At 71.6% G+C, this 15,228-nt stretch carries 8 protein-coding genes; 1 reads left to right on the top strand and 7 read right to left on the bottom strand.

What is annotated here, in order from left to right; all coding sequences use genetic code 11:
* Positions 1 to 14: 14 nt before the first annotated feature.
* On the bottom strand, positions 15 to 1,715 hold the full coding sequence (treS, locus tag OG448_RS09265; RefSeq protein ID WP_405552684.1) for a maltose alpha-D-glucosyltransferase: 1,701 nt from the start codon (positions 1,713 to 1,715) through the stop codon (positions 15 to 17).
* Positions 1,712 to 3,826 (bottom strand): alpha-1,4-glucan--maltose-1-phosphate maltosyltransferase, encoded by a 2,115-nt coding sequence (locus tag OG448_RS09260; RefSeq protein ID WP_405552682.1) that lies wholly within the window; start codon positions 3,824 to 3,826, stop codon positions 1,712 to 1,714. Before OG448_RS09260 ends, treS begins: the two co-directional genes overlap by 4 nt.
* Positions 3,827 to 4,260: 434 nt before the next feature.
* Here OG448_RS09260 and OG448_RS09255 point away from each other — a divergent pair, with 434 nt between their 5' ends.
* Entirely contained in the window at positions 4,261 to 6,879 is a 2,619-nt protein-coding gene (locus OG448_RS09255) for a glycosyltransferase family 1 protein (RefSeq protein WP_405552680.1), read from the top strand.
* A 73-nt stretch (positions 6,880 to 6,952) separates the two neighbouring features.
* Here the strand turns inward: OG448_RS09255 and OG448_RS09250 are convergent, their stop codons facing one another.
* The 5 genes from OG448_RS09250 to OG448_RS09230 form a co-directional block, all read right to left on the bottom strand.
* Complete coding sequence (locus tag OG448_RS09250; RefSeq protein ID WP_405552678.1) at positions 6,953 to 7,474, bottom strand: DUF1990 family protein; 522 nt, start codon at positions 7,472 to 7,474, stop codon at positions 6,953 to 6,955.
* 70 nt (positions 7,475 to 7,544) lie between these two features.
* Positions 7,545 to 9,179, bottom strand: coding sequence for a M4 family metallopeptidase (locus OG448_RS09245; protein WP_405552676.1), 1,635 nt, complete (start codon positions 9,177 to 9,179; stop codon positions 7,545 to 7,547).
* A gap of 254 nt (positions 9,180 to 9,433) precedes the next feature.
* The gene (locus tag OG448_RS09240; protein ID WP_405552675.1) at positions 9,434 to 11,473 is read right to left on the bottom strand and encodes a M4 family metallopeptidase; all 2,040 of its coding nucleotides are present in this window, start codon (positions 11,471 to 11,473) and stop codon (positions 9,434 to 9,436) included.
* 285 nt (positions 11,474 to 11,758) lie between these two features.
* Positions 11,759 to 13,519 (bottom strand): ABC transporter ATP-binding protein, encoded by a 1,761-nt coding sequence (locus OG448_RS09235; protein WP_405552673.1) that lies wholly within the window; start codon positions 13,517 to 13,519, stop codon positions 11,759 to 11,761.
* Complete coding sequence (locus OG448_RS09230; RefSeq protein ID WP_405552671.1) at positions 13,516 to 15,228, bottom strand: ABC transporter transmembrane domain-containing protein; 1,713 nt, start codon at positions 15,226 to 15,228, stop codon at positions 13,516 to 13,518. The genes OG448_RS09235 and OG448_RS09230 overlap by 4 nt, the downstream gene beginning before the upstream one ends.

Raw genomic sequence — 15,228 nt, 5'->3', positions numbered from 1 at the left:
CCGCTCGATCGCAACTACGCGGCGTCCTGGCGCAGTCGGAACCAGTAGAAGCCGTGTCCGGCCAGCGTCAGCAGGTACGGCAGCTCGCCGACGGCCGGGAAGCGCACCCCGCCGAACAGCTCCACCGGGTGCCGCCCGGCGAATTCGCGCAGATCCAGCTCGGTGGGCTGCGCGAACCGGGAGAAGTTGTGCACGCAGACCACGATGTCGTCCTCGTACACCCGCAGGAACGCGAGCACCGCCGGGTTGGAGGAGATCAGCTCGGTGTAGGACCCCAGTCCGAAGGCGGGGTTCTGCTTGCGGATCTCGATCATGCGGCGGGTCCAGTGCAGGAGGCTGGACGGGGAGGACATGGAGGCTTCGACGTTGGTGACCTGGTAGCCGTGGACCGGGTCCATGATCGTGGGCAGGAAGAGGCGGCCGGGGTCGCAGGAGGAGAAGCCCGCGTTGCGGTCGGGGGTCCACTGCATGGGGGTGCGGACGGCGTCGCGGTCGCCGAGCCAGATGTTGTCGCCCATGCCGATCTCGTCGCCGTAGTAGAGGATCGGCGAGCCGGGCAGGGAGAGCAGGAGGGCGGTGAACAGCTCGATCTGGTTGCGGTCGTTGTCGAGCAGGGGCGCGAGCCGCCTGCGGATGCCGATGTTGGCGCGCATACGCGGGTCTTTCGCGTACTCGGCCCACATGTAGTCGCGTTCCTCGTCGGTGACCATTTCGAGGGTCAGCTCGTCGTGGTTGCGCAGGAAGATGCCCCACTGGCAGTTGGTGGGGATCGCGGGGGTCTTGGCGAGGATTTCCGAGACCGGGTAGCGGGACTCACGGCGGACGGCCATGAAGATGCGGGGCATGACCGGGAAGTGGAAGGCCATGTGGCATTCGTCGCCGCCGGTGGAGTAGTCGCCGAAGTAGTCGACCACGTCCTCGGGCCACTGATTCGCCTCCGCCAGCACGACCTTGTCGGCGTACTGCTCGTCGACCTCCTTGCGGACCCGCTTCAGGAAGTCATGGGTCTCGGGGAGGTTCTCGCAGTTGGTGCCCTCGCGCTGGTAGAGGTACGGCACCGCGTCCAGCCGGAACCCGTCGATGCCGAGGTCCAGCCAGAACTTCAGCGCCGAGATCATCTCCTCCTGCACGGCCGGGTTGTCGTAGTTCAGGTCCGGCTGGTGCGAGAAGAAGCGGTGCCAGTAGTACTGCTTGCGCACCGGGTCGTACGTCCAGTTCGACGCCTCGGTGTCGACGAAGATGATCCGCGCGTCCTGGAACTGCTTGTCGTCGTCGGCCCAGACGTAGTAATCCCCGTACGGCCCCTCGGGGTTGTTGCGGGACTCCTGGAACCACGGATGCTGATCACTGGTGTGGTTCATGACGAAGTCGATGATGACCCGCATGCCCCGCTGGTGGGCCGCGTCCACGAACTCCACGAAGTCCGCGAGGTCCCCGAACTCGGGGAGCACGGCCGTGTAGTCCGAGACGTCGTAACCGCCGTCGCGCAGTGGTGACTTGAAGAACGGCGGGAGCCAGAGGCAGTCCACGCCGAGCCATTGCAGATAGTCGAGCTTGGCGGTCAGACCCTTGAGGTCACCGACACCGTCGCCGTTGCTGTCCTGGAAGGAGCGGACCAGGACCTCGTAGAAGACGGCACGTTTGAACCACTCGGGGTCCCGGTCCTTGGCCGGAGTGTCCTCGAAGGTGTCGGGAACGGGCTCGTTGACGATCATATGGCGGGTGACCCTCCGATCCGCGGGTTGGACGGTCGCAGAACCGAGAACACATGCGCGGGTCGACGACCCGGTTCGAGTCGCACATAGTTGGCCCTGCCCCAGTGATAGGACTCGCCGGTGAGCAGGTCGCGCACCGGCACCGACTCGTGCCAGTCGAGGCCGAGTTGCGGCATGTCCAACGAGACCGTGGCCTCCTGGGTGTGGTGCGGGTCGAGGTTGGCGACCACCAGAACCGTGTTCGAACCGCTGCGCTTGGAGTAGACGATCACTCCGTCCTGGTCCGCGTGGTGGAAGTGGATGTCCCTGAGCTGGTGCAGGGCCGGGTTCTCCCGGCGGATCTCGTTGAGCCGGGTGATGAGCGGGGCGATGGTGCGGCCCTCGCGGGCGGCCGCCTCCCAGTCCCTCGGCTTGAGCTGGTACTTCTCCGAGTCCCAGTACTCCTCGCTGCCCGCCTTCAACGGCTCGTTCTCGCAGAGTTCGTAGCCGCTGTAGATGCCCCAGGTGGGGGAGAGGGTCGCCGCGAGGATCGCGCGCACCTCGAAGGCGGTGCGCCCGCCCTGCTGGAGGTAGGCGTGCAGGATGTCCGGGGTGTTGGCGAAGAAGTTGGGCCGCATGTAGGCGGCCGCCTCCCCCGAGAGTTCGGTGAGGTACTCCGTCAACTCCTGCTTGCTGTTGCGCCAGGTGAAGTAGGTGTACGACTGCTGGAAGCCGACCTGGGCGAGGGTGTGCATCATCGCCGGGCGGGTGAACGCCTCCGCCAGGAAGATGACGTCGGGATCGGCACGGTTGATCTCACCGATCACGCGCTCCCAGAACACCACCGGCTTGGTGTGCGGGTTGTCGACGCGGAAGATGCGGACGCCGTGCTCCATCCAGTGCCGCAGCACCCGTACGGTCTCGGTCACCAGGCCGTCCATGTCGGCGTCGAAGGCGATCGGGTAGATGTCCTGGTACTTCTTCGGCGGGTTCTCCGCGTACGCGATCGTGCCGTCCGGGCGGTGGTGGAACCACTGGGGGTACTTCTCCACCCACGGGTGGTCGGGGGAGCACTGCAACGCGAAGTCCAGGGCCACCTCCAGCCCCAACTCCCGTGCGCGCTCCACGAAGTGGTCAAAGTCGTCCAGGGTGCCGAGGTCCGGGTGGACGGCGTCGTGACCGCCCTCCGGTGAGCCGATCGCCCAGGGGACACCGACGTCGTCCGGGGTCGCGGTCAGGGTGTTGTTGCGGCCCTTGCGGTGTGTGGTCCCGATGGGGTGGATCGGCGGGAGGTAGACCACGTCGAAGCCCATCTCCGCGATGGCCTCCAGCCGCTTCGCCGCCGTACGGAACGTGCCGTGGGGCTCGTCCAGCGTCCCCTCCGAGCGCGGGAAGAACTCGTACCAGGAGCCGTACAGCGCCCGTTGGCGCTCCACCAGCAGGGGCAGCGGGTCGGAGGCCGTCACCAGTTCGCGCAAGGGGTGGCGGGCCAGGACCTCGGAGACCTCCGGGGCCAGGGCCGAGGCCAGGCGCCAGGCGGCCGGGCGGTCCTCGTCGCGCAGGGCCGTGACGACGTCCAGTACGGCGTCCCGGTGCTTCGCCGGGACCCCGGCGGCCGCGCGCTCGTACAGCCGCGCGCCCTCCTCCAGCACGGCCTCGGTGTCGATGCCGGCCGGGATCTTGATCTCGGCCGTGTGCCGCCAGGTGGCGATCGGGTCGGACCACGCCTCCACCGAGTAGGTCCAGTTGCCGGGCCGGTCCGCGCTGACCGTGGCGCCCCAGCGGTCGGTGCCGGGAGCGAGTTCGCGCATCGGGGTGAACGGGCCGGGGCGGCCGTCCGGGTCGCGCAGCACGACATCGGCGGCGACGGCGTCATGCCCCTCGCGGAACACGGTGGCCGACACCTCGAAGACCTCGCCGGGCACCGCCTTCGCGGGCCTGCGCCCGCCCTGGACCACCGGTCGCACGTCCAGGACCGGGATACGGCCCGTCACGGGCTGTACCGCCGGGGGCTCGGCCGGGGCGGTCGGGGCCGCCTCCGGCGGTGGCGCCTTGTGGGCCGGCCGGGCCGGTTTTCTGCCGGCCGCCTTGCCGGGGGTCACCGGTGCTGACGAGTGGTGCGTGGCGGGCATGACCGCTCCTGTCCGCGTCGACATGGGTGTGGGCCGGGTGTGCGGGCGACGGTTCCTGCTGCGGTGCTGTGGTGCCTGGTGCGTCCTACCGGGGGAGCCTTCCCACCCGGTTCGGGTGGGCAATCCGGAACTTTGGTTAACTACTCGCGCGTATAGCTGCGTACGAGCCCGGCCTTACGTCTCCCGGATTCCCGCCCGGCGTGCCTTGACTCCCCCCGGTACGGCGGGGTTCGGCCAATTCCCTGCGCTTCCCGGCACTTCAGCACCCCGCGCCCCTCGTCCGCGCTCCGTTCCCCTGCGTACCGGATGTGCCGTATTCGGGCCGCTTCACCCGGATGCGTCCCCGGTGACGCCCCGGTAACCACTACCGTCGACAATGACGACGAGACGTACAGCGCCGTGCGTCTCACCATGCGACGCGTCCGAGGTGGAATGTGAAGGCGATCCGTCGGTTCACCGTCCGTCCAGTTCTCCCCGAACCCCTCCGGCCGCTCAGCGACCTGGCGCGCAACCTGCGCTGGTCCTGGCATGCGGAGACGCGCGACCTGTTCCAGTCCGTCGACCCCGAGCACTGGGCCGCCGCCGAGGGCGACCCGGTGCGGCTGCTGGGCCGGGTGAGCCCCGCGCGGCTCGCCGAGCTGGCGGAGGACCGGCGCTTCCTGCGCCGGCTGACCGCGGTCGCCGACGACCTGGACGACTACGTGACCGGTGACCGCTGGTACCAGCAGCAGGGTGACGGGCTGCCCGCCGCGGTCGCGTACTTCTCGCCCGAGTTCGGCATCACCGCCGCCCTGCCGCAGTACTCCGGCGGCCTCGGCATCCTGGCCGGCGACCACCTCAAGGCAGCCAGCGACCTGGGCGCCCCGCTGATCGGCGTCGGACTGCTCTACCGGCACGGCTACTTCCGCCAGACCCTCTCCCGCGACGGCTGGCAGCAGGAGCACTACCCCGTGCTCGACCCCAACGAGCTGCCCCTCACCCAGCTCAAGGAGGACGACGGCACCCCTGCCCGCGTCTCCCTCGCGCTGCCCGGCGGCCGGGCCCTGCACGCCCGGATCTGGGTCGCGCAGGTCGGCCGGGTACCGCTGCTGCTGCTCGACTCCGACGTGGAGGAGAACGACCCCGCCGAACGCGGCGTCACCGACCGGCTCTACGGGGGTGGCAGCGAGCACCGGCTGCTCCAGGAGATGCTGCTCGGCATAGGAGGTGTCCGCGCGGTGCGGACCTACTGCCGGCTCGCCGGGCACGCCGAGCCGGAGGTGTTCCACACCAACGAGGGGCACGCCGGGTTCCTCGGCCTGGAGCGCATCGCCGAATTGGGCAGGCTGGGGCTGGACTTCGACGCGGCGCTGGAGACCGTACGGGCCGGGACGGTGTTCACCACGCACACCCCCGTCCCCGCCGGGATCGACCGCTTCGACCGGGACCTGGTCGCCCGGCACTTCGGGCCCGACGCCGAGCTGTCCGGCCTCGACCCGCGCCGGGTGCTGGCGCTGGGCACCGAGACCTACCCGGGTGGTGAGCCCGGCCTCTTCAACATGGCCGTGATGGGGCTGCGCCTCGCCCAGCGGGCCAACGGGGTGTCCCTGCTGCACGGGCAGGTCAGCCGGGAGATGTTCGCCGGGCTCTGGCCGGGGTTCGACGCCGAGGAGGTGCCGATCACCTCGGTCACCAACGGCGTCCACGCACCGACCTGGGTCGCGCCCGAGGTACTGCGGCTCGGCTCCCGGCAGCTCGGCGTGCAGCGGGCCGAGGACGCGCTGACCGTCGGCGGCTCCGAGCGCTGGGACGCGGTCGCGGAGATCCCGGACCAGGAGATCTGGGAGCTCCGCCGCACCCTGCGCGAACAGCTCGTACTGGAGGTCCGGTCCCGGCTGCGCGCCTCCTGGCGGCAGCGCGGGGCGGCCGACGCCGAGCTGGGCTGGATCGACGGGGTGCTCGATCCCGACGTGCTCACCATCGGCTTCGCCCGGCGCGTGCCCTCGTACAAGCGGCTCACCCTGATGCTGCGGGACAAGGAGCGGCTGACCGAGCTGCTGCTGCATCCGCAGCGGCCGGTGCAGATCGTGGTGGCGGGCAAGGCGCACCCGGCGGACGACGGGGGCAAGAAGCTCGTCCAGGAGCTGGTGCGGTTCGCGGACGACCCGCGGGTGCGGCACCGGATCGTGTTCCTGCCCGACTACGGCATGGGGATGGCGCAGAAGCTCTACCCCGGCTGCGACATCTGGCTGAACAACCCGCTGCGCCCGCTGGAGGCGTGCGGCACCTCCGGGATGAAGGCCGCACTCAACGGCTGTCTCAACCTGTCGGTGCTGGACGGCTGGTGGGACGAATGGTTCCAGCCCGACTTCGGCTGGGCCATCCCCACGGCGGACGGCGCGGCCACCGACCACGAGCGGCGGGACGACATCGAGGCCGCCGCGCTGTACGAGCTACTGGAGGGCCGGGTCACCGCGCGCTTCTACGAGCGCGGCCGGGCCTCGCTGCCCGACCGGTGGATCGAGATGGTCCGCCAGACCCTCACCCTGCTCGGCCCGAAGGTGCTGGCCGGCCGCATGGTCCGCGAGTACGTCGAGCGGCTCTACGCCCCGGCCGCGCAGGCCCACCGCGCGCTCGCCCCGGACACCGCGCGCGAACTGGCCGACTGGAAGGCGCGGGTGCGGTCCGCGTGGCCGGGTGTCAGCGTGGACCACGTGGAGACCACCGCGCCCACCGCCACGGCGGAACTGGGCTCCAGCGTCGGGCTGCGGGTGCGGGTGGGGCTCGGTGAGCTGACCCCGGACGACGTGGAGGTGCAGGTGGTGTCCGGCCGGGTCGACTCCGGCGACCGCATCACCGACGCGAGCACGGTCCCGCTGAAGCCGGTCGGCAACCCCGACCTGGAGGGCCGCTGGCTCTACGAGGGCCCCCTCTTCCTCGACCGCACCGGCCCCTTCGGCTACACCGTCCGCATCCTCCCCGCCCACCGTCTCCTCGCCTCCACGGCGGAGACGGGCCTGGTGACCGCACCTTCGGGGGAGGCGGTGGAGTCGGCGGGGGTGCTGCTGCGCTGAGGGTTCGCTGTCGGAGGGTGGGCCGTTCCGGTCACCCTCCGACCACGGAAGCCCTGCTGGAGGAGGCCGCCGTCTAACCCTCGTCCTCGTCCGCGCACAGCCGCTTCAGGGTCGCTCCGCATCTGCGGGCGTAGGCGTGCTGGAGGGCTCGGGCGACGGGGCCGGCGGTGCGGGTGTACCACTTGGCGGGGCGGCTGTAGGCGGCGACCGTGAGCCAGACCGTGCCGTCCCCGGTGCGCTCGACGACGAAGGCTTCCTCGCCGTCCTCGGGGTGGCCGGGCAGCGTGCCGTAGGCCCAGCCCGCGCGGCGGGGCTCGTCGGCGGCCCAGACGACCCGGCAGGGAGCCTTGATCACGCCAGCGAGGTTGACCGTGACCTCGGTGCCCGGGGTCGCGCGCTCGGCGGTGGTCTCCATGCCGACGCCCATCGCGCGGTGCATCTCCCAGGTGAGGACCGCCTCGGTGGCCCGGCGGAACACGCCCGGCCCCTCGCCGATCCGGGTGCGGGAGAAGAGGTGGTGGAAGCCGGGCGGGCAGACGGCGAGATCGTCGCGGGTCGCGCCGACCGGCTCGTAGGTGAAGGGCGCCGAGGACATGGGCACCAGACTAGGGCGCCCCCCGGAAGATCACCTTCCCAGGGGGCGCCCAGTCTCAACTACTGGGACTTCAGTTGACGTTGACGCCCGACCAGGCCGCCGCCACCGCGTTGTACTCGGTGCTGCCGGAGCCGTAGAGCGCGGAGGCCGCGTTCAGGGTGGCCGTGCGGGCCGCCTTGTAGTTGGTGGTGGAGGTCATGTACGTGGTCAGCGCCTTGTACCAGATCTGGAGCGCCTTGGCGCGCCCGATGCCGGTGACCGTGGAGCCGTTGTAGGTGGGGGAGTTGTACGAGACCCCGTTGATCGTCTTCGCGCCGCTGCCCTCGGACAGCAGGTAGAAGAAGTGGTTGGCGACGCCGGACGAGTAGTGCACGTCCTTGCCGCCGACCGAGGAGGACCAGTAGTCGGCGGAGCCGCCGTCCTTGCTGGGCTTGTCCATGTAGCGCAGCGGGGTGCCGTCGCCGTTGATGTTGATCTTCTCGCCGATGAGGTAGTCACCGGGGTCGGAGGCGTTGTTCGCGTAGAACTCCACGCCCGTGCCGAAGATGTCCGAGGTGGCCTCGTTCAGGCCGCCGGACTCACCCGAGTAGTTCAGGCCGGCGGTGTTGGAGGTGACACCGTGGCTCATCTCGTGGCCCGCGACGTCCAGCGAGGTCAGCGGGTCGACGTTGCCGGAACCGTCGCCGTAGGTCATGCAGAAGCAGCTGTCGTCCCAGAACGCGTTCACGTAGGCGTTGCCGTAGTGGACGCGGGAGTAGGCGCCGACGCCGTTGTTCTTGATGCCGTTGCGGCCGAAGGTGTTCTTGTAGAAGTCCCAGGTCTCCGCCGCGCCGTAGGCGGCGTCGGCGGCCGCGGTCTGGTCGGAGGAGGAGCTGGAGGCGGTGCCGGTGCCGAAGACGTTGGTGGTGCTGGACACCAGCGTGCCCGTGCCGGACGTCTTGCGGGCCAGGTTGTAGGTCTTGTGGTTGCCCCGGGCGCTGTCGGTGAGCTGGTACGTCGAGCCCGACTGCACGGAGTTGAGGGTGACCGTGCCGGAGTACAGCGTCTTGCCGGTCGCGTTCTCGACGCCCTGGTACTCGTAGAGCTTCTTGCCGGTGGCGGCGTCGGTGATGACGTGGAGCTGGTTCGGGGTGCCGTCGTCCTGGAGACCGCCGACGATCGTCTCGTAGGCGAGGACGGGCTTGCCGGAGCCGGCCCAGATGACCTTGCGGGCGCCGTCCGACTCGGTCTTGGCGGAGCCGAGCGTCTTCGCGGCGCCGACGGCCTGCTTCTCCGCCTTGGCCGGGGTGATCTGCGGCTTCAGCGAGGCCACCTTGATGGCCGACTTGGTGGCCTTGGTGACGCCCTCGGCCTTGCCGGACTTGGCGGTGTGCACCACGAGGTCGCCGCCGAGGACCGGCAGGCCCGCGTAGGTGCGCTCGTAGCGGGTGTGGACGGTGCCGTCGACGTCCTTGACGACGTCTCTGACCACCAGCTTCTCCTTGGCGCCGAGACCTATGCGCTGGGCGGTCCCGGCAGCGTCGGACTGCGCCTGCTGGATCAGCGAGGTGCGGGCCGAGGCCGAGAGCAGCGTCGGGGCACCGGCCAGGGACTTGGTCTCGGCGCTCGCGCTGGAGGAGAGGCCCGTGGAGAGCAGGGCACCGGCGGCGACGGCGGTGGCGATGACGAGCGAGGTGCGCTTGTGACGCGCGTAGAGGGGGCTCACAGTAGCTCCTTGACGTGGGGGCGTCGGCCAGCGTGGGGTCACTGGCCGGGTGGTGCGTACTGAAGTCGCTGTGCTGCGGCGGGTGGGGAGAGCGTGGCACCAGGGACGCGTACATGTCATGACCCTGGGGTGATGTTGGCCGAAACCTTGCGTCTTGATGTTGTTGCGGGCGTGTGAACGGGGGCCGTCCGGTGGGCTGTTCACCCTCCCGACGGCGCCCGTTCACCGGCCGCGAGGGGCGGCGGAAGGGTGGTCTAGGGGAAGGTGACCTTCCAGCCGTTGAGCGTGCCCTTGTCCTGCGCCGCCTGGTCCTGGACCCTCAATTTCCAAGTCCCGTTGGCGGGTTCGGCCGCTGCGTTGACGGTGTAGCTCTCGTCCACGTCGTCCCCGGAGTCCGAGGAGCTGAAGTTCTTCAGCCGGTACGAGGTGCCCGACGGGCCGACCAGATCGATCACCAGATCACCGCGCCAGGTGTGGGTGATGTTCACGGCCACGCGCAAGTTGCTTGGCGCGTTTCCGCTCCTGCCGGAGACCGTGATGTCCGAGGTGATCGCGGGACCGTTGTCCGGGATCGCCACCGGCGTGGTGGATTCGTACGAGGTGCCCGTGTCGCCGCCGGGCCGGGTGCCGACCCCGACGCCCGCCCAGGCGTCCTGCACGGCCGCGTACTCGGCGCTGGTGGTGCCGTACAGCTCACCGGCGGCGGCCAGGGTGCCGGTGCGGGCGCCCGAGTAGTTGGTGGTGGAGGTCCACTTGGTGGTGAGCGCCCGGTACCAGATCTGGAGGGCCTTGTCCCGGCCGATGCCGGTGACCGGGAGGCCGTCGGCGGTGGGGGAGTCGTAGGACACCCCGTCGATCACCTTGGTGCCGCTGCCCTCGCTCAGCAGGTAGAAGAAGTGGTTCGCCGGGCCGGAGGAGTAGTGCACGTCGATGCCGCCGATACCGGAGTACCAACTGTCCTTGGACGCGCCGTCCTTGCTCGGCTTGTCCAGGTAGCGCAGCGGGGTGCCGTCGCCGTTGATGTCGATCTTCTCGCCGATGAGGTAGTCACCGGGGTCGGAGGCGTTGTTCGCGGAGAACTCCACGCCGGTACCGAAGATGTCGGACGTGGCCTCGTTCAACCCGCCCGACTCGCCCGAGTAGTTGAGGCCGGCGGTGTTGGAGGTGACGCCGTGGCTCATCTCGTGCCCGGCGACGTCCAGGGCGGTCAGCGGGTCGGCGTTGCCCGAGCCGTCGCCGTAGGTCATGCAGAAGCAGGAGTCGCTCCAGAAGGCGTTCACGTACGAATTGCCGTAGTGCACACGGGAGTAGGCGCCGACACCGTTGTTCTTGATGCCGCTGCGGCCGAACGTGTTCTTGTAGAAGTCCCAGGTGACCGCCGCCCCGTAGTGCGCGTCCGCGCCCGCTGTCGCCGGGTCCGAGACGGTGCCGTTGCCCCAGGTGTCGCTTCCCTGCGAGAACAGGGTGCCGGTGCCGGAGGTGCCCCGGTTGAGGTTGTACGTCTTGTGCCCGCCCCGGTCCCCGTCGGTCAGGTTGTACGTGGAGCCGGACTGGGTGGTGGTGAGCGGGACCTGGCCGCTGTACTGGGTGTTGCCGACGCCGGTGTGGACGCCCTGGTACTCGTAGAGCTTCTTGCCGGTGGTGGCGTCGGTGATGACGTGCAGCTCGTTCGGGGTGCCGTCGTCCTGGAGGCCACCGACCACCGTCTCGTGGGCGAGGACCGGCCTGCCGGTGGCGGCCCAGATCACCGTGCGCACGCTGTCGGCGGCCGACTTGGTGCCGCCGAGCGCCTTCGCGCGCGCCACCGCCTGCCGCTCCGCCGCGGCCTTCGGTACGGCCGGGGTGAGGCCGGTGACCTTGAGCACAGCGCCGGACGCCTTCACCACGCGCTTGGTCGCGCCCGAGGGCGCGGTGTCCACGATCAGGTCGCCGCCGAGCACGGGCAGGCCCGCGTAGGTGCGCTCGTAGCGGGTGTGCAGGGTGCCGTCGCCGTCCTTGACGACATCGCGGGCGACGAGCTTCTCCTTGGCGCCCAGGCCGATCGAGCGGGCCGTGTCGGCCCGGCCGGCGTCGGCGTCCCGGATCAGCCCGGCGCGCTGGGCGGTGGTGAGGCGTACGGAGCTGTGGGCGGGGTCGGCCTTGCCCGGCCGGGGTCCCGCCGGGGCCGCGGTCGCCGCTCCGGACTGGACGGCGGCGGCGATGAGCGCGGCGACACCGGCCAGGGCGACGGTGGCGGTGCGGCGGCGAGGGGAGACGCGTCTGCGGGAGGGGTTGCTGGAGGGGCTGCTGCTCAACACTGACTCCTTCTGCGTGGCCGCCGGTCGCGCGGCCGAGGGAGACCGGACGGTGGGATGGGGCGTCCGGGGCAGAACAGGGCGGTGCGCGGTGCGTGCTGCGCGTGCGGGCGCGGGTGGCGCGGGACGCGTGAGCGCTGTGCGGTCGCTGTGAGTCGGTCGTGGGAAGAGTGACAGGGCGGCGGGGGGCCTGTCAGGAGCGCGTCGGGAAGTTGGCCGGAAGGCGTGCCTCCCGTGCCAACTCCCCTCTATTACGGGCGTGTTGAGACGATGTGTGGATGGCGCTCAGGCCGTGCTGCCGTCACCGTGCCACGTGCGCCACAGCGCCGCGTACGCGCCGTTCGCGGCCACCAGTTCGTCGTGCGTGCCCAGCTCGGTGACGAGGCCGTCCTCCATCACCGCGACCCGGTCCGCGTCGTGCGCGGTGTGCAGCCGGTGCGCGATGGCGATCACCGTGCGGCCCGCGAGCACCGCCGCCAGCCCGCGCTCGGTGTGCCGGGCGGTGGCCGGGTCGAGCAGGGCGGTCGCCTCGTCCAGGATCAGCGTGTGCGGGTCGGCCAGCACCACCCGGGCCAGCGCGAGCTGCTGCGCCTGGGAGCCGTCGGTCACCCGGCCGCCCTGGCCGAGCCCGGTGTCCAGCCCCTCGGGCAGCTCCCGCACCCAGCCGTCGGCACCCACGGCCACCAGCGCCCGCCACAACTCCTCGTCCGTGGCGTCGGGTTCGGCGATCAGCAGGTTGTCCCGCACCGAGCCGAGGAACACATGGTGCTCCTGGGTGACCAGCACCACCTGGCGGCGCAGCCGCGCGGGCTCCAGCTCCGCGACCGGGACCCCGCCCACCGTGACCGAGCCGGACGCGGGGGCGTCGACACCGGCCAGCAGCCTGCTCAGCGTGGTCTTGCCCGCACCGGACGCCCCCACCACCGCCAGCCGCTCACCGGGCCGGACCGTCAGGTCCACCCCGCGCAGCACCTCACCGCCCCGCTCGTACGCGTACCGCACCCCGCGCACCTCGATCCGGTCGTCCGCCGGGGTCCGCGTGGTGTCCACCGGGGCGCGCGGTGCCTCGGCGATGCCCTCCACGCGGGCGAACGAGGCGCCGCTGGACTGGAGTTGTTCCAGCCGCATCAGCACCATGTCCAGCGGGTCGGTGAACTGCCGCATGTACAGCGCCCCGGCCACCACCGCGCCCAGCCCGATCAGCCCGCGCCCGTGCAGCCAGCCCCCGACCAGCAGCACCCCGGCCACCGGGATCGTGTACGAGATCTCGACGGAGGGGAAGAACACGGTCCGCAGGCCGAGCGTGCGGTAGCGGCTGCGGCGGGAGAGCTCCAGCGCCTCCCGGCTCGCCGCCGTACGCGCCTTCTCCAGGCGGAACGCCTCCACGGTCCGGGCGCCCGCCGCCGTGGCCGCCACGATCTCCGCGACCGCCGAGGTCGCCGCGCCCTCGGCCAGATAGGCGTCCCGCGCCCGCCGCAGGTACCAGCGCACCGCCAGCCACACCGGGGTCAGGCCGAGCAGCCCGAACAGGCCGAGCCAGGGGTCGAGCGCGAACACCGCGCCGAGCACGAACAGCGCCTGCACCGCGTACACCAGCAGCTCGGGGCCGATGTCCCGCAGCGTGGTGCCGACCGTGGCCACGTCCGCCGTGCCGCGCGCCGTCAGGTCGCCGGTGCCGGCCCGCTCGACCACCGACGCGGGCAGCCCCAGCAGCCGTTCGACGAAGGTCTCGCGCACCCGCGCCAGCGTCCGCTCCCCGAACCGGTGCGCCACGTACCGCGCCCAGCGGGCCAGCACCAACTGGGCCAGCGCGCACAGCAGAATCCACAGCGCGAGCCGGTCCACCGCGCCTGCACCGCGCCCGGCCCGGACCTCGTCCACGATCCGGCCGACCAGCCAGGGGCCCACGATGCCCGCACCGGCCGCCAGCGCGTTCAGGGCCAGCGCGGCCGCGAAGGCCCGCCCGTCGGCGCGGACCAACCGGGCCGCCGCCCGCCGTACCGTGCCCCGGTCCGCGACCGGCAGCGCTCCCGTGTCCGTCGTCACCGCAGGGCCTCCCCGTCACCCAAGTCCCGTGCCACCAGAGCCCGGTAGCCCTTCTCGCGGTCCAGCAGCAGCCGGTGCGGGCCGCTCGCGGCCACCTTGCCGTCGACCAGGAACAGCACCGTGTCCGCCACGTCCAGCAGCAGCGGCGAGGTCGACGTCACCACCGTCGTACGGCCCTCCCGCGCCTCGCGCAGCCGGTGCGCGACCGCCGACTCGGTGTGCGCGTCCAGCGCCGAGGTCGGCTCGACGGCGAGCAGCACCTCCGGGTCGGCCAGCAGCGCCCGTGCCAGCCGGACCCGCTGCCGCTGGCCCCCGGAGAGGCTGCGGCCCTGCCCGGACACCACCGTGTCCAGTCCGTCGGGCAGTCCCCGTACGACGTCCTCGGCGACCGCTGCCCGTACCGCCCGGCGCACCGCGGCCTCGTCCGCCGGGCGCCCGGCGGACACGGTCTCCAGCAGGGGCCCGGCGAAGAGGTCGGCCTCGTTGTCCGCGACCAGCACCCGAGAGCGCACCTCGGCCAGCGGCACCGCGTCCAGGCGTACGCCGCCCCACAGAGCCTCGGTCGGCCCGTACCGGCCGAGCCGGTCCATCACGGCGGCGGTGTCGGCGGAGCGGGCCGCGACCACTGCGGTCAGCCGGCCCGGCGCCACTCGTACGCCCGACGCCGGGTCGTGCAGCTCGGCCGGGCCCTCAGGGGCGGTGAGCGTGCCGTCGTCCGGTTCGGGCTCCAGCCGGAGCAGGGCCACCACCCGGCGGGCGGCCACCACCGCGCGGTTCAGGTCGTAGTTCATCTCCACGAAGAAGGCGACCGGGCCGATCAGCACCGCCGCGTACCCGTACACCGACACCAGCTCGCCCACCGTGATCGCGCCCTCGGCGGCCAGCCGGGCCGCCAGCCAGGTCACCGCGGCGAGGAACAGCGTCGGCAGGCCGAGACCGAGCGCCTGCACCCAGCTCGTCACCGCGCCCACCCGGTACCCCTGCTCCCGCAACCGCCCGGAGTCCCTGGCGAAGGCGTCCGCGAACAGCGACTTGCCGCCGAGTCCGCCCAGGACGCGCAGGCCCCCCGCGAGGTCACCGATGCGGGCCGTGAGGATGCCCTGGCGCTCCCGGTACTCGGTCTCGGTGCCCTGCAGGCGGCGGGTCAGCGGGCCGGTGAGCAGCGCGATGACCGGCACGCCCAGCAGCACCACGGCGGCCACCGAGCCGGAGATGGTGAGCAGTTGCGCGGCCACCACCGAGTAGACGACGACCGAGCCGACGCCCGGCCCCATCACGGTCAGCGCCTGCGCGAGGGTCTGCACATCGCCGACCCCGACGGTGACGACCTCACCGGCCCCCACCCGGCGCGGCAGCGCGGCGCCCAGCCGAGCCGCGTGCTCCACCACCAGCTTCACCGTGCGGAAGTTGGCGTCCATCCGCACCCGGGTCATGGTGCGGTGCCGCATGATGCTCAGCCACGCGCACCCCACCCCGGCCGCGAACATGGCGCCGGTCCAGGCGGCCAGCACCCCGAGCCGCCCCGGCACCAGCCCGTCGTCCACCGCCCGCGAGAGCAGGTACGGCTGGGCCGCCATCAGCACCAGCCAGGCCGAGCCGAACACCGCGCCGGCCAGCGAACGCCCCGGCTGGCGCAGGGCCAGCCACCACAAGTAGCGCCAGCCGCCGCGCGTATCAGGTATGCCGGGATCTCCATACGCGTCGATCAT

It is taken from the genome of Streptomyces sp. NBC_01171, from assembly GCF_045039805.1.
Lineage (GTDB): Bacteria > Actinomycetota > Actinomycetes > Streptomycetales > Streptomycetaceae > Streptomyces.
The sequence above is the reverse complement of the archived record's forward strand: the minus strand, read 5'-3'. Positions and strand labels throughout refer to the sequence as shown.